General features: G+C 66.4%; 20 protein-coding genes and 1 pseudogene. 13 read left to right on the forward strand and 8 right to left on the reverse strand.

Translation table 11 applies throughout. From position 1 onward, the window contains the following. Positions 1–57 precede the first annotated feature (57 nt). Complete coding sequence (locus NP3_RS05045) at positions 58–1182, reverse strand: catalase family protein (RefSeq protein ID WP_063038175.1); 1125 nt, start codon at positions 1180–1182, stop codon at positions 58–60. After that, entirely contained in the window at positions 1179–3047 is a 1869-nt protein-coding gene (locus tag NP3_RS05050; RefSeq protein ID WP_084508185.1) for a peroxidase family protein, read from the reverse strand. The genes NP3_RS05045 and NP3_RS05050 overlap by 4 nt, the downstream gene beginning before the upstream one ends. Before the next feature lie 365 nt (positions 3048–3412). Here NP3_RS05050 and NP3_RS05055 point away from each other — a divergent pair, with 365 nt between their 5' ends. Next, on the forward strand, positions 3413–4159 hold the full coding sequence (locus NP3_RS05055; protein WP_063038286.1) for a hypothetical protein: 747 nt from the start codon (positions 3413–3415) through the stop codon (positions 4157–4159). Positions 4160–4626: 467 nt separating this feature from the next. Here the strand turns inward: NP3_RS05055 and NP3_RS05060 are convergent, their stop codons facing one another. Beyond that, a complete protein-coding gene (locus NP3_RS05060) occupies positions 4627–5868 on the reverse strand; it encodes a lipase family protein (protein WP_084508187.1) in 1242 nt (413 codons plus the stop codon). A 492-nt stretch (positions 5869–6360) separates the two neighbouring features. Here NP3_RS05060 and NP3_RS05065 point away from each other — a divergent pair, with 492 nt between their 5' ends. From NP3_RS05065 to NP3_RS05080, 4 genes are all read left to right on the forward strand, one after another. Then, positions 6361–6636, forward strand: coding sequence for a hypothetical protein (locus NP3_RS05065; protein ID WP_157124102.1), 276 nt, complete (start codon positions 6361–6363; stop codon positions 6634–6636). A 92-nt stretch (positions 6637–6728) separates the two neighbouring features. Then, entirely contained in the window at positions 6729–7331 is a 603-nt protein-coding gene (locus tag NP3_RS05070) for a hypothetical protein (RefSeq protein ID WP_063038179.1), read from the forward strand. A 47-nt stretch (positions 7332–7378) separates the two neighbouring features. Further along, positions 7379–7696, forward strand: a complete 318-nt coding sequence (locus NP3_RS05075; protein ID WP_063038180.1) for a hypothetical protein — start codon at positions 7379–7381, stop codon at positions 7694–7696. Next, positions 7693–7932 carry a hypothetical protein gene (locus tag NP3_RS05080; RefSeq protein ID WP_063038181.1) on the forward strand — a complete coding sequence of 80 codons (240 nt, stop codon included), beginning with the start codon at positions 7693–7695 and terminating at the stop codon, positions 7930–7932. Before NP3_RS05075 ends, NP3_RS05080 begins: the two co-directional genes overlap by 4 nt. Positions 7933–8269: 337 nt before the next feature. Here NP3_RS05080 and NP3_RS05085 read toward each other — a convergent pair whose 3' ends face one another. Genes NP3_RS05085 through NP3_RS05095 form a run of 3 tightly spaced genes read right to left on the reverse strand, consistent with a single transcriptional unit; the run spans position 8270 to position 10199 of the window. Continuing rightward, positions 8270–8701 carry a hypothetical protein gene (locus NP3_RS05085; protein ID WP_063038182.1) on the reverse strand — a complete coding sequence of 144 codons (432 nt, stop codon included), beginning with the start codon at positions 8699–8701 and terminating at the stop codon, positions 8270–8272. Positions 8702–8709: 8 nt separating this feature from the next. Next, positions 8710–9957, reverse strand: a complete 1248-nt coding sequence (locus NP3_RS05090; protein ID WP_063038183.1) for a cytochrome P450 family protein — start codon at positions 9955–9957, stop codon at positions 8710–8712. Between the two features lie 14 nt (positions 9958–9971). Continuing rightward, positions 9972–10199, reverse strand: coding sequence for a hypothetical protein (locus NP3_RS05095; RefSeq protein WP_157124104.1), 228 nt, complete (start codon positions 10197–10199; stop codon positions 9972–9974). 121 nt (positions 10200–10320) lie between these two features. Here NP3_RS05095 and NP3_RS05100 point away from each other — a divergent pair, with 121 nt between their 5' ends. From NP3_RS05100 to NP3_RS51380, 6 genes and pseudogenes are all read left to right on the forward strand, one after another. After that, positions 10321–10785, forward strand: coding sequence for an aminoacyl-tRNA deacylase (locus NP3_RS05100; RefSeq protein ID WP_063038187.1), 465 nt, complete (start codon positions 10321–10323; stop codon positions 10783–10785). Between the two features lie 376 nt (positions 10786–11161). Continuing rightward, on the forward strand, positions 11162–11359 hold the full coding sequence (locus NP3_RS49620; RefSeq protein WP_174566170.1) for a hypothetical protein: 198 nt from the start codon (positions 11162–11164) through the stop codon (positions 11357–11359). A 52-nt stretch (positions 11360–11411) separates the two neighbouring features. Continuing rightward, the gene (locus NP3_RS05110) at positions 11412–11981 is read left to right on the forward strand and encodes a hemerythrin domain-containing protein (protein WP_157124106.1); all 570 of its coding nucleotides are present in this window, start codon (positions 11412–11414) and stop codon (positions 11979–11981) included. 160 nt (positions 11982–12141) lie between these two features. Further along, positions 12142–12420 (forward strand): hypothetical protein, encoded by a 279-nt coding sequence (locus NP3_RS05115; protein ID WP_063038191.1) that lies wholly within the window; start codon positions 12142–12144, stop codon positions 12418–12420. A gap of 1078 nt (positions 12421–13498) precedes the next feature. Continuing rightward, positions 13499–13927 carry a hypothetical protein gene (locus NP3_RS05120; RefSeq protein ID WP_063038193.1) on the forward strand — a complete coding sequence of 143 codons (429 nt, stop codon included), beginning with the start codon at positions 13499–13501 and terminating at the stop codon, positions 13925–13927. Between the two features lie 1981 nt (positions 13928–15908). Continuing rightward, positions 15909–18134, forward strand: a pseudogene (locus tag NP3_RS51380) (cation-translocating P-type ATPase); the annotation flags it as partial. A 98-nt stretch (positions 18135–18232) separates the two neighbouring features. Here the strand turns inward: NP3_RS51380 and NP3_RS51385 are convergent. Beyond that, positions 18233–18424: an Rv1535 domain-containing protein gene (locus NP3_RS51385; protein ID WP_373864729.1), complete on the reverse strand. Its 192-nt coding sequence runs from the start codon at positions 18422–18424 to the stop codon at positions 18233–18235. Between NP3_RS51385 and NP3_RS05130 the strand changes: the two genes are divergently transcribed. Beyond that, positions 18425–18691 (forward strand): hypothetical protein, encoded by a 267-nt coding sequence (locus NP3_RS05130; RefSeq protein WP_063038195.1) that lies wholly within the window; start codon positions 18425–18427, stop codon positions 18689–18691. 167 nt (positions 18692–18858) lie between these two features. On the opposite strand, the gene NP3_RS05135 is transcribed toward NP3_RS05130, so the two are convergent. After that, on the reverse strand, positions 18859–19578 hold the full coding sequence (locus tag NP3_RS05135; RefSeq protein WP_063038197.1) for a helix-turn-helix transcriptional regulator: 720 nt from the start codon (positions 19576–19578) through the stop codon (positions 18859–18861). A 120-nt stretch (positions 19579–19698) separates the two neighbouring features. Between NP3_RS05135 and NP3_RS05140 the strand changes: the two genes are divergently transcribed. After that, the coding region (locus tag NP3_RS05140; protein WP_063038295.1) for a DUF2231 domain-containing protein at positions 19699–20099 on the forward strand (401 nt) is incomplete at its 3' end.

The following is a 20099-nucleotide window of genomic DNA, read 5'->3' on the forward strand; positions in this document are numbered from 1 at the left end:
GCACTGCCTCGGTACCGGACCGGACTCCTGCCACCGACGGCGCGGGTGGCGCGGTGGTCATTGTGGAAGTTGGCCGGGGGTGGGTTCGAGCCGTGGGGCGTTGTTGACGTTGTGACGATAGTTGCTGGAAGCTTCGTACACGCGCTGCTTGAGCCGGTTGATCGACCCCAGTGGCCGGTGGGCCGCCAGACCGCGCCAGGAATTGAACGACAACACGTCATCACCGAAGGCACGCCGTTGCGGGGTATATGGGTCTTGGCGGTCGAAGCGGATGGTCGCCACCGTCCGGTGCGGTGAGTCGGCTTCGGGCCATTCGACGGTGGCGTCCTCGATCGGCATGGTGTCCAGGTCGGTGCACAGCTGCACGCGCAACTCGTATTCGGCGCTGTGGCAGGCGAAGAAGTCGACGATCATGTCCTGGTGCGCATTGATGCCCGCGTCGTGGTCCACCGGTTGCCCCGTCAGGGCGCTGACTTCCGGCGAGACCGGGGTGTAGAGGATCTTGGCGATGTAGTCGCCGTAGCGCAGCGGTGCCGAGGAATAGAACGTTTCGCCCAGGATGTGGGTGTTGGGCCGTACGAACACGCCCAGGTTGGGTGGCAGGGGACGTCCGATACGCCGCAACACGTGCGCGTCGAGCGCGGAAAGGACGGTACTGCCCGTGTGCAAGGCGGGATCGGGCAACCGGGCCAGCACCCACGCGGTGGGCATCCCCCGGGTGTAGTAGGCGTGGGCGTCGGCGAACAGGAATTCGCGGTGGGTGACCATGATGAAGTCCTGGGTGGTGGCCTCGTCGCCGGGCAGTGCGCGCGGCCCGTCCACGCCGAGCACCTTGATTCCCAGCCCGCGCACGCCGCGCAGCTGGTCGCTGCGGATTACGCCGGAGGTGCTCGACAGCCGGGCGACGACCGGATAGGTAGCCGGGGTGGCGAACAAGCCCTGGGCCAGTTCGGGTGGCAGGCCGGGGTGAACAATGAGATCGCCGCGCAGGATGCCGTGACTCTTGGCGTGTGCGTCGCGCAGTCCGTGCTTGTGCTTGCGATAGGCGCGTTCGTTGTTGCTGCGCAGCACCGCGATGATCCTGTCGATGTCGCGATCTTCGTCGGGCCGGGGCCGTTCGAGGTCGTCGCGGTAGCGAAGATAGGAGCGGGTGGTCGTGCGCGGTGCGGTCAGGTCGGTCATCGCGGTCGTTTCCTTTCCGGCTCACGCAGCGGGCCGACGCTGCGCCACGGAGCGAACGGGTTGGCGACACCGTCGAGCGCGGGCGCCAAAGTGGGAAAGTGACGCAGCAGGACGCTGCGCATGGTGTTGTCGCGGACCCACGTCATACCGGCCTCGGTGTAGATCTCGGGACGGAAGTCGGTCGTGAAGAACCGGTCACCCGACAACCGCCGCGAGGCCATCAGTACGAACACGCGGAATGCGGTATCGCTGAAACCGAATCCGGGTGGTTTGGGCTCGGCGTAGAGGCCGACCATGAGATCGACATCTTCCACATCGCCGTAGACCCGCTCGAGTTCACGCGCCCACACCGCGTTGTCGGTCAACTCGTCGAACGAAGTGGCGGGTGGCAGCCGCAGTTGGCGGCGGAATTCGTTGTAGCGCGGTACTCCTCGTTCACGGACCCGCAGGATGTCCACGGTCGCGAGATCCATCAGCGGGTGGCCGGGGCGGCTGAGCTTCTGCAGGTGCACCGGATAGTTGTGCAGGGTCAGCGCACCGGGGTTGGCGCGGCCGAACGAGTAGAACAACGCATCCATCGGTGTCTCGGCCAGACGCTCGCGGATGTGGGCGACCCCGAGATCGGGCAACTCGTGCTCGGCGACGACACTGTCGTCGGCCAGGCTGCGGACCACGAAGTCGTCGGGGATGAGGGGATGCATCCGGTACACGGCGACGAATTCCTCGGTCAGCGAATACGGGACGCCGTGGTCATCGGTGGCGGATCCGGGTATGCCGCACAACACTTCGTTGCCGCTGAGGCGACCGAACCGGCGAGCGATTCGCTCCCCGAGGATGCCGAACCAGTTGGCGCGCATGGCGGCGACGGTGGTGGGGTGGGCGATGATGGCCGGTGTCCAGTCGATGGTGTGGATCTTGGCGATCAATGCCGAGTTGACCAGGCGGGCGGTGTTGTAGAGCTGCTCGTCGCTCATATCGGGGTAGCGGCGGGCCAGGCGCTCGCAGATCGCGTTGTGCTCGCGCATGAACAGCGAATGCAACAGAGCGAGTCCGACCCAGGCATTGGCCGCCGTGCCGGACAGGTCCAGCAGGCCTTCCACGTCCAGCGGCGGTAGTCCCACTTCGTCGACCTGGAGTCGCCCCTTCTCCCTCGTCCGCAGCGCTGCGGCGAATTTCGGTGTGCTGCCGTAGATCTGGGAGGCATCCCACCAATGGGATTCCTGGGTCGTGTAAGTCGTGGGGTCCTCGGGTTCGGGGCTGGCGACCGCGGGGGTGCGCGGGACCGTCATGGGCGGCACCGGCCACGGATCCAGATCGGTCAACGGAATCGTCCATGGCTCGGTATCGCTGTCACCGTGGCTGAGCCAATCGTGGACCTCGAACTGAATCCAGGCCGCCGCCAGCAGATTCAACGTGGTCGCAGGCTGAAATCGGTCGCGGGTCAACAGATCCCGGCTGATGAGCCGCGGGCTGGGTTCCATTATCCGGTCGGAATCTTCCGGGTAGGTGTACTCCAGCGGGATGTTGCGACCGAACCGGCAGCCGACCGAACCCGTGCGCGGCTCGGCGAGCGCGTTGTAGGTCCCGTCGACGGTTCGTGCGCACATGTGCGCGCCGACAGCAGACCCGTCGGCGGGCAACGGTCCGTCCGGATGCGGACCGGTGTCGAAGAGATTCTCGGCGCGCAGGCGGCTGCGCAAGCCGACCAGGACGGCCAACCCCAGCGGCGTGGGCAACCTGAACCAGCCGACACCGCGATCGAGCGCCTCGGCGACCGCGACCAACAGCCGGGTGACGGGCGGCAGGCGGCGCGACGACGGTGGATCGGGCACCGGTGGTGGAATTGTCGACTTTTCGCTGACCATGACGAACCTCCGCGTGGCTGGCGCGAGCTGCGACGCGCCAAGATCGAATTCGAATGCCAGTCTCCGGGGGCGACCGGACACCAGTCGCGAGTAGTCGACTACGCCAAACCCGATCGCCGCAGCAGAAGTGCCGATCCTTCACGACCGCGACACTTTCCTGTAGCTGCGCCTACCTCCGGGCGAGCAGTTCGGTTCCGGGCAATCCGGGCTCTTACTCGCCGTACGCCGCCGACGTCGCGCGGCAGACGCACGCAATCGGGTAGCGCGGTACGCGCGCCGACCCGCCCCGGTTGGACCACGCTGTCTTCGATGGCGCTGCCGGACAGCGGGAGGATCCGCGGCAACTGCGAGAAAGGGGCGCTCGGGTGATCACTCCGATCGAAATCAAGATCAACCTCGACGGCGACGTCGCGGCGGCACTGACCCGGCTGGAGTGCACGGACCGACCTGCGATCGAGCGTCGCATCTGGTTCGCCGAGCCCCGCCCCAACGGTCTCCACACAGCGCCGACACTGCTGTCGAGCCGAATCGTCATCCGGTTACGCAGCGGCGAGACCGACGACCTGACCGTCAAACTGCGCCCCTGCCTGCGATCGCAATTGGTCGGCCGATGGACCACCTCCTTCACCGACGACGCACTGCGATACCGCATCGAAGAAGACTGGAACGCGGAACGCCGCGTCCTGTCCGCCTCGGCAGTCAGTGACCGACCGGCCGGATCCCTGCGCGACGCGACAGTGCTCGGCGCCGACGTCACCACCGCCCTGGACACCGCCCAGCGCCAACTCCTGGTGAGCTGCACCCCTCCGGGGGTAGCAGTCGATCGCCTCCTGGCCATGGGTCCCATCGCGTCGACGAAGTGGACGAAGGTGCACGTGGGCGATCTGCACGTCGATGCCGAACGCTGGACCATCGCCGACCTGGATCTACTCGAGCTGTCCCTGAGAGTCACTCCCGAACACGGTGAGTCACACCGCGAGGTACGAAACCGCGCCCTCCACCGGCAGCGCAAATTCGAGGCCGCGGTACGTCGACGTGGTCTGCACATCGCGACCGGCGATACCAAGACCCAGCAGGTGCTCGCCGCGTTGACAGCGCGAACGATCCGGTAGTCCAGCCGGACGCTGCTGAATCCACTGCGCGAGTTGGACAAATTCGCGGGATGGAGTAGCTGAATACGCTAGCTCGACATTGCTACTCAGCGGACGATGGCATTGCGCAGGAACAGAATTCACACCTTCATAAGGAAGCCCGACGGCGATCGGACACTTTCCGGGAATTCGATGTGGCATTCCCATCAGGTTCGGTGGCCACGACAACGACGACGTGGCCGCACCGCACCGCCCAACACCCGCTTACGCCAAGAATCCACACGACCGCGGATTCCGCACGGCCGGACCGCCCCACGTCGACGATTGCGCCTGGTATCAACGAGCGCAATTGTCGATATGTTTCACCAGCGCGCTTTCGGCCTCTGCATGAACGCGCCAGAGGCTCGACTGGGTCGAAGTCGATTCCGCTCTGCGAACTGGAATAGGGGCGGTCCGTCGAGTATCGCGCTGTTTCGGGTGCCGATCCGTCAGCAGCTGGCGGGTGCGGGCTCACCGAGAATCCTGGCGTTCAGCCAGGTCAGCACCCCGGGGGCACCGATCACCGCGGCCGACAGATGCTCGAACGCGGGCACTTGCAGCGTCTGCACCCGCACCCCGGCCGCGCACCAGCGGCTGTCGACATGGTCGATCGCTTCGATCGGAATCAGGGGGTCGGTCGGTGAATGCCATTCGAACACCGGTATTTCCGGCACCCCATCGTAGAATTCCAGACTGTTCTCCCTCAACACCACCCGAGCTTCAGGGAGGGCAGCAGTCGGGGTGCTGGCGAGGTATTCGCGGGCGCTGCCGCCGACACCGGTAACGAGGATCTGGTTGGTGCAGCTGTTGGCCATGGCGTCTCGGACCGCCAAGCCGCGCTTGTTGAGATACCTGCTGACCGGCACCCGCTGCGGGTACTCCCGCTCCAGGCCGATCGCCGCCGCCATGGCCAGCCCGAAGGCCGGATGCGTCTCCATGCCCACCGCCTCCGCCATTATCTCCATATTCATCGGAGCGCCGCCGATGGCCGCTCCCGCAAGCTCCAGTTCCGGTGCGTACGACGGCTGCAGCGCAGCTGCCCATCCGGTGGCCATGCCGCCGCCGGAGTAACCGGCCAGCACCACCCGGCTGTGCTGCACGGCGAGTTCGGGCAGCCGTTTCACCGCGCGGACACCGTCCAATACGATCTGGCCGCCCAAACGCGCAGCGCCGAAAGCGAAGTTCGGGCCGAGATGATCCGGCAGCGCGACACTCCAGCCCTGCGCCAGCGCCGTGTTCAAAATCGACGCCGTCGCCACCAGATTCGGATCGCCGCTGTACAGCTGGTGCGATACCGCACAGGCGGTGCCGAGCGCATTGATGAAGTGCTGATACGACAGCAGTGGCCCGTCGGGCTGATGGCCGAAGGGGGTAAGGATCGTGGTGGTCGCCGCGATCGGCGCGCCCTGAGAGTTGGTGGAGCGGAATGAAACCAGCGTTACGGTGGCGCCGGGAAAGAGGATCACGGGAGGCAACGCCCGCACGTCGAGCACATCACCAGGCCGGTGCGCCGCCAGATCCGCCGGTGCGGCGAAGAACGGGTCCGGATCGGGCTGCGGATACAACGGTTCTGCGGTTGCCGTCGTCGCCAGCAGCAGCCCGAGTGCCACGCTACCGAGCGCACTCAGGATTCGTAGCGAACCACTGCGCCTGCTGCGGAGAAAGCGAAGAAACCGACGAGTCACGACCATGACCTCCATGGGTAGTTCACGGCATTCGTTTGACCAGCAAGTCCGAGTTCACGTGCGACCTTATCGGCAAACTTCTAGCGATACGCTAAAAATAGCCGATGCGCTGGGAAAATAGCATTGGGCACTCGATTGTGGCAAACCTCAGCGTCGGTGCGGCGGGGTCGTCGGGATCGTGTACCCGCGACGGCCATTCGGACAGCAGCACCGTTCAACCTCGACGGCTGAATCGGCGACCGTCAGCCGAGGCCATCACCGAGTTGGCAGGCGCCTACTGCATTGGTAGCTCGGGTCGGGTAACTACGGACTAGTTCAGGGGAGCCGCGGCGGGAGACCGCAGAACACGAGCGCGCCAACGCAATTCTGCGCCGTGCTCGCCGAACTCGGTGTCCGGATCGCGTTCACCATCGGTGGGAAGGGTCGGGCGAAGGTCCTGAACGAATATTGGAATACCGCCTCACCAAGAAACTAGCTGCTCGGAATTTGCGTGAATCGATGATCTGGCACCCCGCACCACGGCCGACCATGCTCGCCGATGCCCGCACATCCCCGGGACAAGCAACGAGCACCAGACCATCCGGCGAGCCGGACGTGCACCTCCGAATAAACCTGCGCGGAGTGATCCTGGACTTCATAGCACGGGCCAGCGCCGCCGAGCAGTTCATCGAGGACCACAAGACCCACCACTACGTCGACGCGGTCTCGGTAATCCCCGGCGACGGACGCGGCCTCCCGCGGCTGCCCAACGAGGAGTTATATGCCGGGCCGTAGAACTCGGTGGCCCATGGGCCCACGTTCGGTATGGTTGCCGGACCGACCTGATCGATCGCACGTCGGCCCCGGGGGTCAGCAAGGAGTTCGCCGTGGTTACGCCACATCAACCCGAATCTTTTCCACCGCAAGGGAATTACCCTAATCCGCAAGGGTACCCGTATCCGCAGCCGCGTCCGGAGTATCCGCCGCCCGGGTTCGGTGCACCGCCGCGGGCGGGCGCCTCGCCGCTGGACTGGGCGACCGCGGGACTGCTCGTCCTGTCCGCGATTCTGATGGGAATCTGGCGATTCACCAACGACTACCTCGATTTCGGGGACAACATCCCTTTCCTGCTCACCGCCGCGATCGCCGTGGTAGCGGCGATTATCCTGGTGACCGGCGCCGGCGCCAGGAACGGCGCTTTCCGTGCCCTCGCCGCCGTCGCCGCGGGCGCGCTCTTCGCCCCGGGTCTCTCGTTCGTGGTCAGCATGGCGCAGCACTCGGATTACGCCGAGGCCAAAGATTTCGCCCTCGGCATTCCCGCCGCGCTACTCGCCCTGGGCGCGTCGGTGACGGCGATCATCGCCTCGGCCCGATCGTCCGCGCCGCGCACCCCGCCCCCGCCGCGGTGGCAACAACCACCCACCCAACAACCACCCGGCCAATACCCGCAGCACCAGTACCCACCGCACTCCTCCTGGCCGCCGAGGTAGTCCAATACCCCGCGCGCGCATGCGATTCAGCCCGTATCGTCTTTGCCATGTCATGGCAGTACGCCGTGTGGGGATTGGTGGGATCTGCCGCCAACAGCGGTGTTGTTTTCCTGGAGGCCAGCCGCCGCGCGAAAGGATGGCCGTGGGTTCGTCCGCACGGACCGGGTGGCGGGGTTTATCTGGTGTCGATTCTCATCCAGCTCGCGGTAGCCACGGCAACTACTGCGGCTCTCGCGACCACTTTGATCGTGTCGAGCGGCATGGTCGCCTTCGGAGTCGGTGCGGGTGCGCCGGTTGTGGTGAAAAAACTTGCGGCATACGCGGAGTCGTTATTGCCCGGAGGGGGCGCAGGAGGTTCGAAATGACGGTCTTGCGGGGCGACAAGGTGGGGCGACGGCTCCTTGCCGCGTTGTCCGGATCCACACCCGCTTTCACCCGTGCGGCATTGTCGTTCCCCGTCGCAACAGGCAGTCGACGTGATGTCGGCCGCCGGGTGCTGTCGGCGTTGGCTGGTTCCTCCCCCGCGTTCACCGCGGAACCTGTCGACGAGAACCAAAGGAGGGACGAGATCACCATCCAGCCAAGGACAACCGGGCGCTAAGTCCTGGGCCGCAGTCGATCTCGCCTGCCAGCCGTGCGATAAGCGGCATTGTGTGTACTGGCGCCGAGTGTAGCCAGTTTCGCGGGCAGGTGGCGAACACAGTCCTCGCGTGGGGCCGCGAACCGGCTTGGTGCGCGATCGGCAGCCAGCCTGCCACGTTCGACGCTAACCGATCGGTAACGCGGTCAGGATCGGGTCATAGACCCAGTTCAACATGCGCTCGGCATCGTTCTTCGCCACGACACCAACCAGGCGAACTATGCAAGACCGCACCGGCATCGACATGCCGCTCCACAGACAAGACGAACTCTTCTGCGCTGCAGCAAGGTCTTTCGCGTCAGGCCGTGCCGGGTGCCTGCGGTAGGGCTGGAATGGGTGCAACGTCGGCCGCAGGTCCGCGGACCAGACCGACCGTGCACAGGGCGTCGTCTTCCGCGCTGGTCCAGTACCGGTCGATCGCGTTCAGTACCGCGAAAGCTTGTGCTGGATGCCAGGATTCGCAGAGTTCGGCGAGAGCGGCGAAGTCCACGCCCCACCGCTCGCCGTGGTGGGGATCTTCCTCGGCCCGAGCCCGGATCTGGTCCGCCATCGGGCGGCTTGGTTCGAGCAGCCACGACGCATCGGCGTAAGCGAGTTGACCTTCGAAGATGTCGCAGAGGGTCAATGCCTGCGTCTCGGTCAGCGTGATGGTGGCCAGTTGGCGGGCGAAGAACGCTACAGCGTGAGCGTCGAGTACGGGATGCGGGACCGGACGGAAGATGGCGGTCATGATGATTCCTAGGCGGGGATGGGCAGCGGCGGGGAATTGGGGAAGGCGACGGGAAGCTCGACCAGAGCACGATGGAAAGGCCCGGGCCGCCAGACCAGTTGTTCCCTGGACCGTGCGAGCGTCAGTTCGGGCAATGCGTCGAACAGGTAACCGATGGCAGTACAGGCGATTTGGATTACCGCAATGCGTGCGGATATCGGGCAGGCGTGCTTGCCGGTACTGAAGGCCAGCCCCCAATCCGCGTGGAGGAATTCGCCGTTGTTCACTGCGGGGTCGTTGTTGCAGGCGGCCATGCTGATCACGACCGGCTTGTTCGCGGGCAGCCACACCCCGCCTTTGTTGATCGGCTGCGGCGGGAAGGACAAGCAGTAGTTGGCCATCGGGGGGTCGTAGACCAAGATGTCGTTGACCGCGTCGATGGTCGGTGCACCGAATCCTGCTGCACCGCACACGAATCGGTCGTCGGTCAGCATCATCAGCAGTGTGTTGGCGATCAGGTTCACCGTCGGCTCGATGCCCGCACCGTAGAGGGTGATCACCTGGTTGACCAATTCCTCGTCCGACAGCGCGGGTCGATGGGTGAGCAGCCTGGTGGTGATGTCGTTGCCAGGCTGGGCACGCTTCATGGCGATGAGTTGGCCCAGTGCCCGGCAGAGTATTTCGTTGACGTGGGCGGTGTCGGTGGATTCGAACATCGCTGCCATCGCCACTCGGACCTGCTCGCCGATATCGTCGGGACAGCCCAGTATCTTGTTCACGAGCGAAAAAACCAGCGGCAGTATGTAGTCGCTGATCACATCGGCCGTCCCGATGCCGCAGAAGGTGTTGATCAGCGGTTCGGCGGTCTGGATTACCTGGTCACGCAGGCCCAGCTGGTCGATGCCGTCGAGGGCGGCCTGATTGGCGGCGCGGTAGAAGGAGTGGGTTTCGCCGGTGCTGCGCAGCGCGTTGGGGCGCCACCCCACCATCGGCAAAATCGGGCAGTTTGCAGGTACGGTGCGTTCCCAGGTGCGCGGGTCCGCAGGGAAATGCTCATGATCACCGAGGATGTCCACGGCGAGCTCGTAGCCGATCACCAGCGTCGCTTCCACACCCGGCGCAAGCCAAACCGGTACCAGCGACCCGCACATCTTGCGCATATGCCGGTAGGCCTGGTGCGGATCCTGCGCGAACTCCGAGGTGTGGAGTGCGTAGCGATCGCCGGGACCGATGTTTTCGATCGGGACCGGAAGGGCGGGAGAGAGGTTCTGCGGCACGGCCGGGTTCTCCTCTAGCTCGGGAGTTGGAGCGGTGGCGTCGGGTTGGCCTTGCGGTTGTCGGTGTTTCCGCTTTCGCTCTCTGGGGCGGCGGGGCAGCCGACGAGGCTGATCAGCACCGGTTGATGTTCCTCCGGCCGGGCGTCGGCGACGAGCTCCATTTGCGTCGGGAATCGCACGCACGCATTCGCCAATGGTGGCTCGTCGAACAACACCTCGTCGATCCCGTCCACCCACGGCATCACCGCCACCTAGGTCAAAGCCAAACCTCGACGAAATCGCCGCATGGCGCCCCTGCGCCTATGCTGAAAGTTGGGCCGCCGGGTTCGGCGGTGGTACCAACCAGCCAGTGGAGGTTCCGCCATGCCCATGTCACCGACCGTGCGCACATGCCTGAGCGATGCGGGCGTCGAGTATGAACTCGTGCGGCATCCGCACAGCCACAGCAGCACCGAGACCGCCCAAATTGCGGCTATCCCGGGCGACCAACTCGCCAAGACGATCCTGCTCGAAGACGAACAGGGCTACATCGGTGCCGTGCTGCCATCCACTCATCATCTACGGTTGCCGAAACTGTGGGACCAAACCGGACGGCGCCTGTCGTTCGCCGACGAATCGGACATCCGCGAAGTCTTCAAAGACTGCGAACTCGGCGCCATCCCTCCCCTATGCACCGCTTACGGCATGAAGACACTGATGGACGAAAGCCTGAGCACACAGCCCGACATCTACTTCGAGGCCGGAGACCACGAGACGCTCATCCACATGCGTACCGAGCAGTTCATGCGCTTGATGGAACACGCAGAAAAAGGACACTTCTCCAAGTAGGACTGCGTTGCGAAGTGTTCTCGTCGCCGCTGGATAGCAACTGATGTCGATGCAGCCGATAGCGTAGCGGCGGCGGATGATCAGGCTGCAGAAGTTCGTGACGACCTCGCTGTGAAATGGCGTTCCGGTTCGGAAGACGCTGTCACGCAAGGCATGTGAGCGTGTCCGTGCTGACTGTGGACGCTCGATGCCAGCGCAGCGGAACCGGGTATCCCGCGTGCGGCCAAGTAGTGATCTCTGGAGCAAAACGCAACCCACGGCAGGCAATCCACCGATTCGCACAGCCGTGGACGGCTCGGCCAACTCCTATCATGCTGTCGCTTGGGCAGCGGTTGAAGCCGCACTGCATCGAAGCCCGTTGCACATCCTGACCTCGATGGTGATCCCGACCGGCTTCGGTCCGGGCATCTCGATCGGCGACGCGGATCTGGAGTCACTGCGCCGCGGCGGCGAGCGGATCCTGACGGAGGCGATCCGTGTGGCCCGCACGGCCGCGCCCGGATTGGCGAACGCGACACAGCCCCCGATTCCTTGCCCAGCTTGCGGTGTGTTTGCTGTCTCCTTCCAGGGGTAAGGCCGCAGCAGCGCAATTCGCGCGTCCGTACTACTTGTCCAAGGAGGCGATCGTGGAAGCAACGTCGATCAACACCACCGGTGATGTCGTCACGTTCCTGATCGAGCAGCACATGCGCATACGCGAACTGTTCGCCGAGGTCGCGCAGGCCCCAACGGCGGAACAGCGGGAGCAGAAGTTCTACGAACTGCGCCGCCTGCTGGCGGTCCACGAAACCGCCGAGGAAGAAATCATCCACCCACGCTTCCGGCGAGAAGTCCATGACGGCGCCGACATCATCCAGGCGCGTCTGAAGGAAGAGAACAAAGCCAAACGCCAGCTGGCCGATATCGAAGCGGTCGACATCGATTCTCCCGAGTTCGACGCCAAACTCGCGGCTCTGCGCGACGGGGTGCTCGCACACGCCGACCACGAGGAGCACGAGGAGTTCAACCGGTTACGTTCCGAGCTGGAACCCGACGAGCTGGCGCGCCTGCGCAACGCGGTGAAATTCGCCGAAGCCATGGCGCCGACACGTCCGCACCCCGGCGTCGAGTCCGCGAGCGCGAATCTGCTCGTCGGGCCATTCGCGGCCATGATGGACCGCGCCAAAGACGCCATCAGCAAACCCCGCAAGAAATGATCACCGCCCCCTCGCTGTGAAACCCGGTGTGCCAGGCGACTTTCCGGAACAGCTGGCGTTCTACGGAGCCAGCTGGCCGCCATCGGTATGACGCTCTGGTCGCGGTCGAGGCGCTCGAGCTGAGTCCGGATGCTGAGCGCGGGGTCTACTGTAGGCAGGTATGGCGACCAAGGAGGTCACCGTAACGGTGACCGTGGACGACACCGAGTGGGCCCAGCTGTGTGATGCGGCTGAGTGCGCGGGCATGAGCGTCCCCGACTACCTGGCCCGCAGCGCGCGATTGGTCGCGCTTCAGCCCCGCATAGCGCGGTCGCTGCGAGCACCTCGTGATCTCCCGCAGCACGGCGCATCGCCCGACGACGAAAGCGAAACCGCGGCCTGGACCGAGAGCTTCTCTCAGCGTCTGCACCATAGGGCCGACTTATTCCGCAACGACTAGACCGACACCAGCCGGAAGTAGTCTGTCCGGGGCTGCCGCTTCGCGCTGCGGTATCCGATGGGGCTTCAAATCGAGTATCCGGACTCACTGCTACGAGAACCTGCGCCAGCTCATGGGTCTGCCGGATCCGCGGCGAGATCGAACGGACCACGCGCGTCGGAGGCGATCGCCAGCCTGTACACGCGGGCGACATATCTGCTATGCCCAGCGGTGATTGCCCCGGCCCTCGGCTCTGCTCACTCTGCTCTGATGGCCACCACTTGGTGACTCGGATTCTGGGGCCCGCGATGCGGTTACTCCCCAGCCGGGGAGGTGGTGGCTCCTCCGGGAGTGTCATCAGGATCAGGCGCTTTGGGCTCCGGGTCGACCACCGGGCCTGTGGCGCCTCCAGTATTCGCGCCGCTCCCCTCGCCCGCACCGCTGCCGGTACTTTCGTCGGCGCTCGCTCGGCGACCTTCATAGGGCGGTACGGCCGGTTCCGCGTCTCCGGGAGGGAGAGTCCCGCTCGTGCCGCTACGTTCTTCCGTCGGGTTGTGGTCGCGTGTTGAGGTGACTTCTTCTTGGTCGAATGTGCCAGTCGGGCGATCTGCCGATCCGCCGCCCGACGTATCCGTTCCGGTGTCTCGCGAGCCTTTGGCTCCTCGTTCCGATTGGGGTTCTTCAGGCAGATGTTCGCTAGCCATAGCTGCATCGTCTCCTCGAATAGAGCACTGGAGGATGTGCCCTATATCCCAAGGGTAGGCCGATCAAACCGCAGTCAAGCCATCGTGATGACGATGTGATGACCAAATTGCCCACGCTTAAGTTCTGCCGATCGAAGCAATCCGCATCGTCGATCCGACACGATCCAAATCTGATCTCCATCTCACCTTGGTTGCGATCCAGCCATAGCCGAGCTTCACTTTCCGGCTCGATGCGGTATACGCGGCTCCAATGGGTTGCTGCCTCGTAACGTGAGAGCCATCGTCAAGGGCGAAGACGGTAACCATTCGGATCTGAAGTCGCGCTATCCTCGCCCCCTGGGGGTAAACTCCCGTTTGCTCATTGGTGTCCATAAGGTGAACGCGACGGAGTGGTGATGAACATTTCCGATGGCGTGGTGGACGTGATCACGCGGACGGCCGATGCAACGACGGCGGCGGCCGGGGCCGTGGGCGGCGCTGCTGTCGAGGGCGTGGTCGGCGGTATCCGAGGTGCGGCGGCCGGTGTGAAGCACGGCTTGGGCAGCGGCAGCCACTCGGCACCGGCGGCGGTTTTGACATTGGCGGCGATCGGCGCCACGGGTCTGGTGGACTGGCCGGTGCTGCTGGGCGTCGGCGGCGCTGCCCTGGTGGTCCAGCGTCTCGGGCAGCGATCGGGTCGAGCGGCGGCACCCGCCCTCGGCGATCGCACCGGACAGACCGCTACCCGCACGCAGAAGGCGACCAAACGGCCCGCCACTGCGACGAAGGCGACCTCCGCGCCCAAGAGCACGACTCGGGCACGACGTTCGCCGAGTAAGCGTTAGTCGTCGACGTGGACCTGGGCCTACTGCTACGGACCGCGTCGTCTCTGCCCTCGCGCGTCGTCGGCGCGGGTGTGCGTTGGCCGCGGGCGCTGCCGCCGCGGGTGTGGAGCTGGTCACCTCGCCGGTGCGCACGGTGCTCGATCGCCGGGTGGTCGAGGCGGTCACCGAGGCCGCATCGGAACTGCTCGGTGGTGCGCCGGTCCGGCGACGTTGGTGCGGCCAGCGGCGCTGCTGGATCGAGGTACGTGGCCTGGGCGAGCGCGAGCCGCGCGACGAGCTGGGTCCCGCGGTGCTCGCCGCCGTGCGTTCGCATCGGGGCGTGACCTCGGCGGCGCTCAACTATCCGCTGTCGCGGGTCATCGCCGAGGTGGACGACCCGACGGTCGTCGACGAGCTGTGCGCGGTGGTAGAGGCTGCCGAACAGCCGCATCGGTCCGATTCGGGTCTCCGGCCGGTTGACCTGCCCGCCGACGGCATCGTGCTGGCCGGCAACGTGGTTTCGGCGGCGGCGAACGCCGTGGGTTTGGGTGTCGCGTTGGCCGGGCGGGCGGGCGGTTGGCGGCGGCTGCCGACAGGCCTCAACGCTGTTGTCGCACTAGTCGATTACCAGCCGCGGCTGCGTCGCGCGGTCGAACAGCGCCTCGGCACCGGCGCTGCTGATTCCGCGATCGCGCTCGCCGCAGCTGCCGCTTACACCGTCACCCAGCAACCGGCGTCGCTGGGCGTCGAGATGTTCATCCATATCGCGAAAGCCGCCGAGACCCGCGCCGCGGCCACACTCTGGCAATGCCGCGAACCCCGTCTGGCGGCGCATGCGAGATGTGTCGACGGTGTCCGCGCCGGCGACCGACCGACATCGCTGCCGCCGGGACCGGTCGAGCGCCACGGAGACCGCAGCGCGGTAGCGCAAGCCGCCACCGCACCAGCGATCGGCATCCTCACCGCCGACCTCGACGCCGCCGCCAGCGCCGTCACCGTCGTCGCGCCGAGAGCCGCCCGCACCAGCCGGGAGTCGTTCGCCGCGACACTGTCCCGCGGCCTGGCCGACCGGCACGGTGTACTGCCCTTGCGGCCCCGGATGTTCCGACGTCTGGACCGCGTCGATGCCGTAGTGGTCGATCCCCGGGTGTTGTGCGGCGAGGAACTGCGAGTCGCGCGCATCCGCGATGTGCCCGAGCACGAGCGGGCGGCGGCATGGCAGTGGGCACAGGATCAATTGGACCGCGGCGCATGGCTGCCCGGATGGCAGCCGGTCCCGCGGCAACTGTCCGGCAACGGCGGGGGCGGCGCGGTGCTCACGCGGTTCGCGCATCATCCGCTGGCGTCGGCGGTGCTGCGCGAAGCGCGCCGCAGCGGCGCGGAGGCTGTCTCGGTCGACGTCGACATGCTCGATGACCTGCGCTCGTCGTTCGACGAGCTCGATCCGGTACCCGGGTCCCTCGATGAAGCGCTCACCGACGCGGTACACCGGTTGCAGCGGGAGGGCCGCACAGTGACGGTGGTGTCGAGTGCCGCGGCACAGGCACTGGCCGACGCCGACGTCGCGATCGGTATCACCGCGGGCGGACCGCCGCCATGGCACGCCGATGTACTCGTCGACAACCTGCAGGACGTGTGGCGGATACTGCACGCGCTGCCAGCCGCCCGTCAAGCCAGCGAGCGCGGCGTCGAAATCGCCGCCGGCGCTTCCCTATTGGGCGCTTTGCTGATGATTCCCGGAGTTCGGGGCCGCGGCACGGGCCCGGTCAACGTCGGCGCCGCCGCAGGCGCCTGGACAGGATACCGGCTTGCCCGCGCAGCGCTCGCAAGCCCACCGCCGCCAACCGCGAGCGTGCACGAATGGCACGCCATGTCCGTCGAACACGTGCGTCGGATGCTCGCACCGCAAGCGGGCAAGCGAACGGAGTCGGCGCCTGCGGCCCATCCTGCGCAGTGGATCGTCGCGCCGGTGCGCCGAGCGCTCGGGGATTTCGCCGGGGCGATGCGCGCGGAGCTGGCCGACCCGTTGGTCCCGGTGCTGGCGGTGGGATCCGCGGCCAGCGCGGTGCTGGGCTCACCCGTCGACGCGATCCTGGTCGGGTCGGTGCTCGCCGGGAACGCGACCCTGGCCGCGACTCAGCGGATCCGGGCCGAACGGCTGCTGCGGCGACTGCTGGCGGCCCAAGCCCCACCGGCTCGCAAGCTCGTCGACGCCGATCGCTACGCGATGGTCGATGCCACCGACTTGCGCCCCGGTGACATCATCGAGGTACGGCCCGGTGAAGTCGTGCCCGCCGACGCCCGGCTTACCCACGCCCTCGACGTGGAAGTCGACGAGTCGTCGTTGACCGGGGAATCGCTGCCGGTGCCCAAACAGATCGACGCCACACCGGCCGCGCCCGTCGCCGAACGAGCCTGCATGCTCCACGCCACCACTACGGTGGTCGCGGGCACCGCGGTCGCGATCGTCACCGACATCGGCGAGCAGACCCAAGCACGTCGCGCCACCGCCGCCGGACACGAAGACAGCCCCGCGGTCGGCCTGCAGACGCAACTGAAAGATCTTACGAACAAGACGTGGCCCTTCAGCCTCGTCGGCGGCGGATTGGTCACCGCGCTCGGGCTATTGCGGCGCACGGGTCTGCGCCAGGCGGTCAGCAGCGGTGTCGCCGTCGGCGTCGCCGCGGTCCCGGAGGGGTTGCCGCTGGTCGCGACGCTGGCGCAGCAGGCATCAGCACGGCGACTCACCCACGCGGGCGCACTGGTGCGAAGCCCGCGCTCGGTAGAGGCACTCGGCCGTGTCGACGTGGTGTGCTTCGACAAGACCGGGACGCTGAGCGAGAACCGACTCCGAGTGACCAGGGTGCGTGCCGCTTCCGGTTTGTCCGCCGACGATGTACTCATCCACGCCCTGCGGGCCACTCCACTCGCCAACGGTGAGCCACACGAACACGCCACCGACCGCGCGGTCGCCGACGCCGGGCGACACCTGTACCGCGGCGAGCCGGCGGCGCATCTGCCGTTCCGGTCCGATCGCGCGTTCTCGGTGTCCGTGCACGACACGCAATTGTCGATCAAAGGAGCACCGGAGGTGGTGCTCGCCGCATGCATCGATGCCGACGAGGCAACACAGCGGCAGGTGCGCGAGATGGCCGCCGAGGGGCTACGGGTGATCGCCGTCGCCACCCGGCAGCTTTCGGCGACGCAGGCCCAATCGGTTCGTGACGACACCGACGCCTTAGCCGAATTATGCGGCGACGAACTGAGATTCGCCGGATTGCTCGGCATATCGGACACGCCGCGCGCGGACTCGCCCGAGGTGCTTGCCGAGCTGGCCGCCCGCGGCATCGGGGTGCGACTGATCACCGGTGACCACCCCGTGACGGCCACCGCGATTGCCGCCGAAGTGGGCATGCCCATCGACGATGATCAGGTGATCAGCGGGCCCGAATGGGAGGCGCTGTCCCGGCACGAACAACAGCAGGCGGTGCAGAATCGGCGAGTCTTCGCGCGGATGTCACCTGAGCACAAGGTACAGATCGTCGAGACGATCCAGCGGCTCGGTCACGTGTGCGCCATGGTCGGCGACGGCTCCAACGACGCAGCGGCCATCCGCACCGCAACCGTCGGCATCGGCGTGGCCGCACGCGGCAGCGATCCCGCCCGCACTGCGGCGGACGTCATGCTGCTCGACGGGCGAATCCGTGCACTGCTGGACGCCCTCGACGAAGGCCGGCAACTGTGGCGGCGGGTGCAGTCGGCGGTGTCTGTACTACTCGGCGGCAACGCCGGCGAGGTGGCTTTCGCAATCGCCGGCACTGCCCTCACCGGCCGGGCACCGCTGAACACCCGCCAACTGCTGCTGGTCAACATCCTCACCGACGCGCTGCCCGCCGCGGCACTCGCGGTCAGCCCGCCGAACGCCGAATCGCGGTACACCGGCCGCGGACCCGACCGAGCCGCGTTGTGGCGGACGGTAGCAGTGCGGGGCGCGACGACCGCATGCGCTGCCATGGTCGCGTGGGTGCAGGCGAAATTCACCGGCCGCCGACAGCGCGCCTCGACGGTCGCGTTGGTGGCATTGGTCGCCACACAGCTGGGACAGACGCTGATCGACTCCCACAGCCCGCTGGTCGTTGCCACCGCGGCCGGCTCACTGCTGGTCCTCGCCGCCCTGATCAGCACCCCAGGAATCAGCCAACTACTCGGCAGCACACCCCTGGGCCCGATCGGCTGGTGGCAGGCCCTGTCGACCGCCGCCGTCGCCACCGCCGTCGCCGCCATCGCTCCCCGGCTGTTCGCCGCGGGCGGTCGCCAGCGGGATCGTCAGTCGAGGATCTCGATGACCCCGAGCCGCCACAGCACCGCGTACACCTCGCGCAACGGCACGGTCAGCACGTGCGTCAATGCGCCCGTCAAAGAATCAGAGCCAACGCCCGCGCCACTACTCGTCACACTGGACACTATGCGGATGCCAGGAGTCGAATACTCGAACACACCATGACCGGGAGGCAACACATGGCCGAAAAATCATCAACCGGCCACCGAAACGCCGTCGACCGGGTGCTGGCCGCCCAAGGTTTCGCGGTGGATCTGCCGGTCCTCGGCCGTGTCCGCATTCCCCGGCCCGAACAGTTGGCGTACTACGGTGCCCTCGGCGCCCTGGCCGCCGCGGAGATCATCGAATGGCCCGTGGCGGTCGTCCTCGCGACCGGTCACTGGCTGGTGCAGAATCAGCACAACCGCGTCGCCCATGAGATCGGCGAAGCCCTCGAAGACGCGTAGATCAGCACATCAGCGAGATCCCTCCCATAGCGGGCATGTGAAAGAACGCGTCCCTACGGTTGACGCGACGGCCGTTCAACCGAATTTCCAGACCAACACGGAGAGCTGGGCTTGCACTCGTCGGCCCATGCGTAGACGGCATGCGTGCCCGAGGGCGCGTCCCCAGGTTATGCGGTCGTGGACCGGGCCGTGTCCGACGTGGCGGGACGGAGTTGGACGCAGCATTCACCGGCTTTCGGTGCCAGCTCCGCGGTGACCGTGTCGGCCTGCAGGCCGGTGAGCACGCCGACGAGATAGGCGTGGTTGAGTCCACACACCAGTTCGGGAGCGTGGGCGGCCAACGGATGGAACGGGCAATTGCGCAGGCGGATACAGTCCGGCGTGGCGCGGGCGGGTTCGAATCCATGCTCGGCGAGCATCGTGTGGAGCAGTGTGAGGGCGCGTTCGGCACCGAGGCGCCCGGGCCGCAAGCGCTCGCGCATGGCCGCTCCGATGCCCGCACCACGCTCGGCTGCCACCCGTTGCGCCGCGGCGCGAGCGGTCTCGTCGGCGCTCTCGGTGAGTACCGCGCCGATCAGAATGTCGGCCAGCACCTCGTGACGGCGCTCGGGGATATTCACCCGGACTTCGGTATCGCTGGGCTCGTACACCTTCGGCGCCCGCCCGACCCGCCGGATCCCGCCGACCTGTTCATAACGAGCCTGCAGCAGTCCGGCGTCGACAAGCTTATCGAGGTGGAAGGCGGCCAGCTTCCGTGAGATTCCGACTTCCTCGGCGGCTTCGTCGCGGGTGACCGGCCGCCCAGCAGCGCGGATGAACCAGTACATGCCGCGACGCAGCTCGTCCTCCAGCGCGGCCACCGCGCCGATCGCCGATTCACTGGTCACACGACCACAATAACGCCGACTGTGTTGGATGAAACGCGTTGGGTACCCGCCCAGCGAGGCGACTTGACCGACCAAAGCAATAACACCAATAATCTTTGGTGTAACTACCGGGAGGATGTCGTGACCAGTGACATGCAGCAGGCCAAACAGCCAGTCAGTGCCGCGCTGGCCGGGCCGTACGGACATCCGTTCCACCCGATCCTGGTTACCGTGCCGATCGGCGCTTGGGTGGCAAGCCTCGTATTCGATATCGCCTCTCATGTCGTCGACGACCCGGCCTTTCCTGCCCGCGCGGCGGAATGGCTGATCGCTATCGGTGTCCTCGGGGCACTGGCCGCCGCCATGGTCGGCTTCCTGGACCTGTTCGCCATCCCGACCGGCACCCCGGCATTCCGGACTGGACTGGTGCACATGAGCCTCAACCTGGCCGTCACCATCGCCTACGCACTCAACTTCTGGTGGCGCAGCTCCGGCGACGGCCCGCGCGGTGTCGTACCCACCGGGCCGTTAGCGCTGTCGAT

Origin of the sequence: Nocardia pseudovaccinii NBRC 100343 (assembly GCF_001613225.1) — a bacterium.
GTDB classification, from domain to species: Bacteria; Actinomycetota; Actinomycetes; order Mycobacteriales; family Mycobacteriaceae; genus Nocardia; species Nocardia pseudovaccinii.

Coding starts and splice junctions, on each gene's coding strand:
- NP3_RS05130 (WP_063038195.1), top strand. CDS start 18,425: ATGGCCGAAAAATCATCAACCGGCCACCGAAACGCCGTCGACCGGGTG.
- NP3_RS05080 (WP_063038181.1), top strand. CDS start 7,693: ATGACGGTCTTGCGGGGCGACAAGGTGGGGCGACGGCTCCTTGCCGCG.
- NP3_RS05100 (WP_063038187.1), top strand. CDS start 10,321: ATGCCCATGTCACCGACCGTGCGCACATGCCTGAGCGATGCGGGCGTC.
- NP3_RS05085 (WP_063038182.1), bottom strand. CDS start 8,701: ATGACCGCCATCTTCCGTCCGGTCCCGCATCCCGTACTCGACGCTCAC.
- NP3_RS05045 (WP_063038175.1), bottom strand. CDS start 1,182: ATGACCGACCTGACCGCACCGCGCACGACCACCCGCTCCTATCTTCGC.
- NP3_RS05075 (WP_063038180.1), top strand. CDS start 7,379: ATGTCATGGCAGTACGCCGTGTGGGGATTGGTGGGATCTGCCGCCAAC.
- NP3_RS05065 (WP_157124102.1), top strand. CDS start 6,361: ATGATCTGGCACCCCGCACCACGGCCGACCATGCTCGCCGATGCCCGC.
- NP3_RS05120 (WP_063038193.1), top strand. CDS start 13,499: ATGAACATTTCCGATGGCGTGGTGGACGTGATCACGCGGACGGCCGAT.
- NP3_RS05095 (WP_157124104.1), bottom strand. CDS start 10,199: ATGCCGTGGGTGGACGGGATCGACGAGGTGTTGTTCGACGAGCCACCA.
- NP3_RS05050 (WP_084508185.1), bottom strand. CDS start 3,047: ATGGTCAGCGAAAAGTCGACAATTCCACCACCGGTGCCCGATCCACCG.
- NP3_RS05060 (WP_084508187.1), bottom strand. CDS start 5,868: ATGGTCGTGACTCGTCGGTTTCTTCGCTTTCTCCGCAGCAGGCGCAGT.
- NP3_RS49620 (WP_174566170.1), top strand. CDS start 11,162: ATGGTGATCCCGACCGGCTTCGGTCCGGGCATCTCGATCGGCGACGCG.
- NP3_RS05115 (WP_063038191.1), top strand. CDS start 12,142: ATGGCGACCAAGGAGGTCACCGTAACGGTGACCGTGGACGACACCGAG.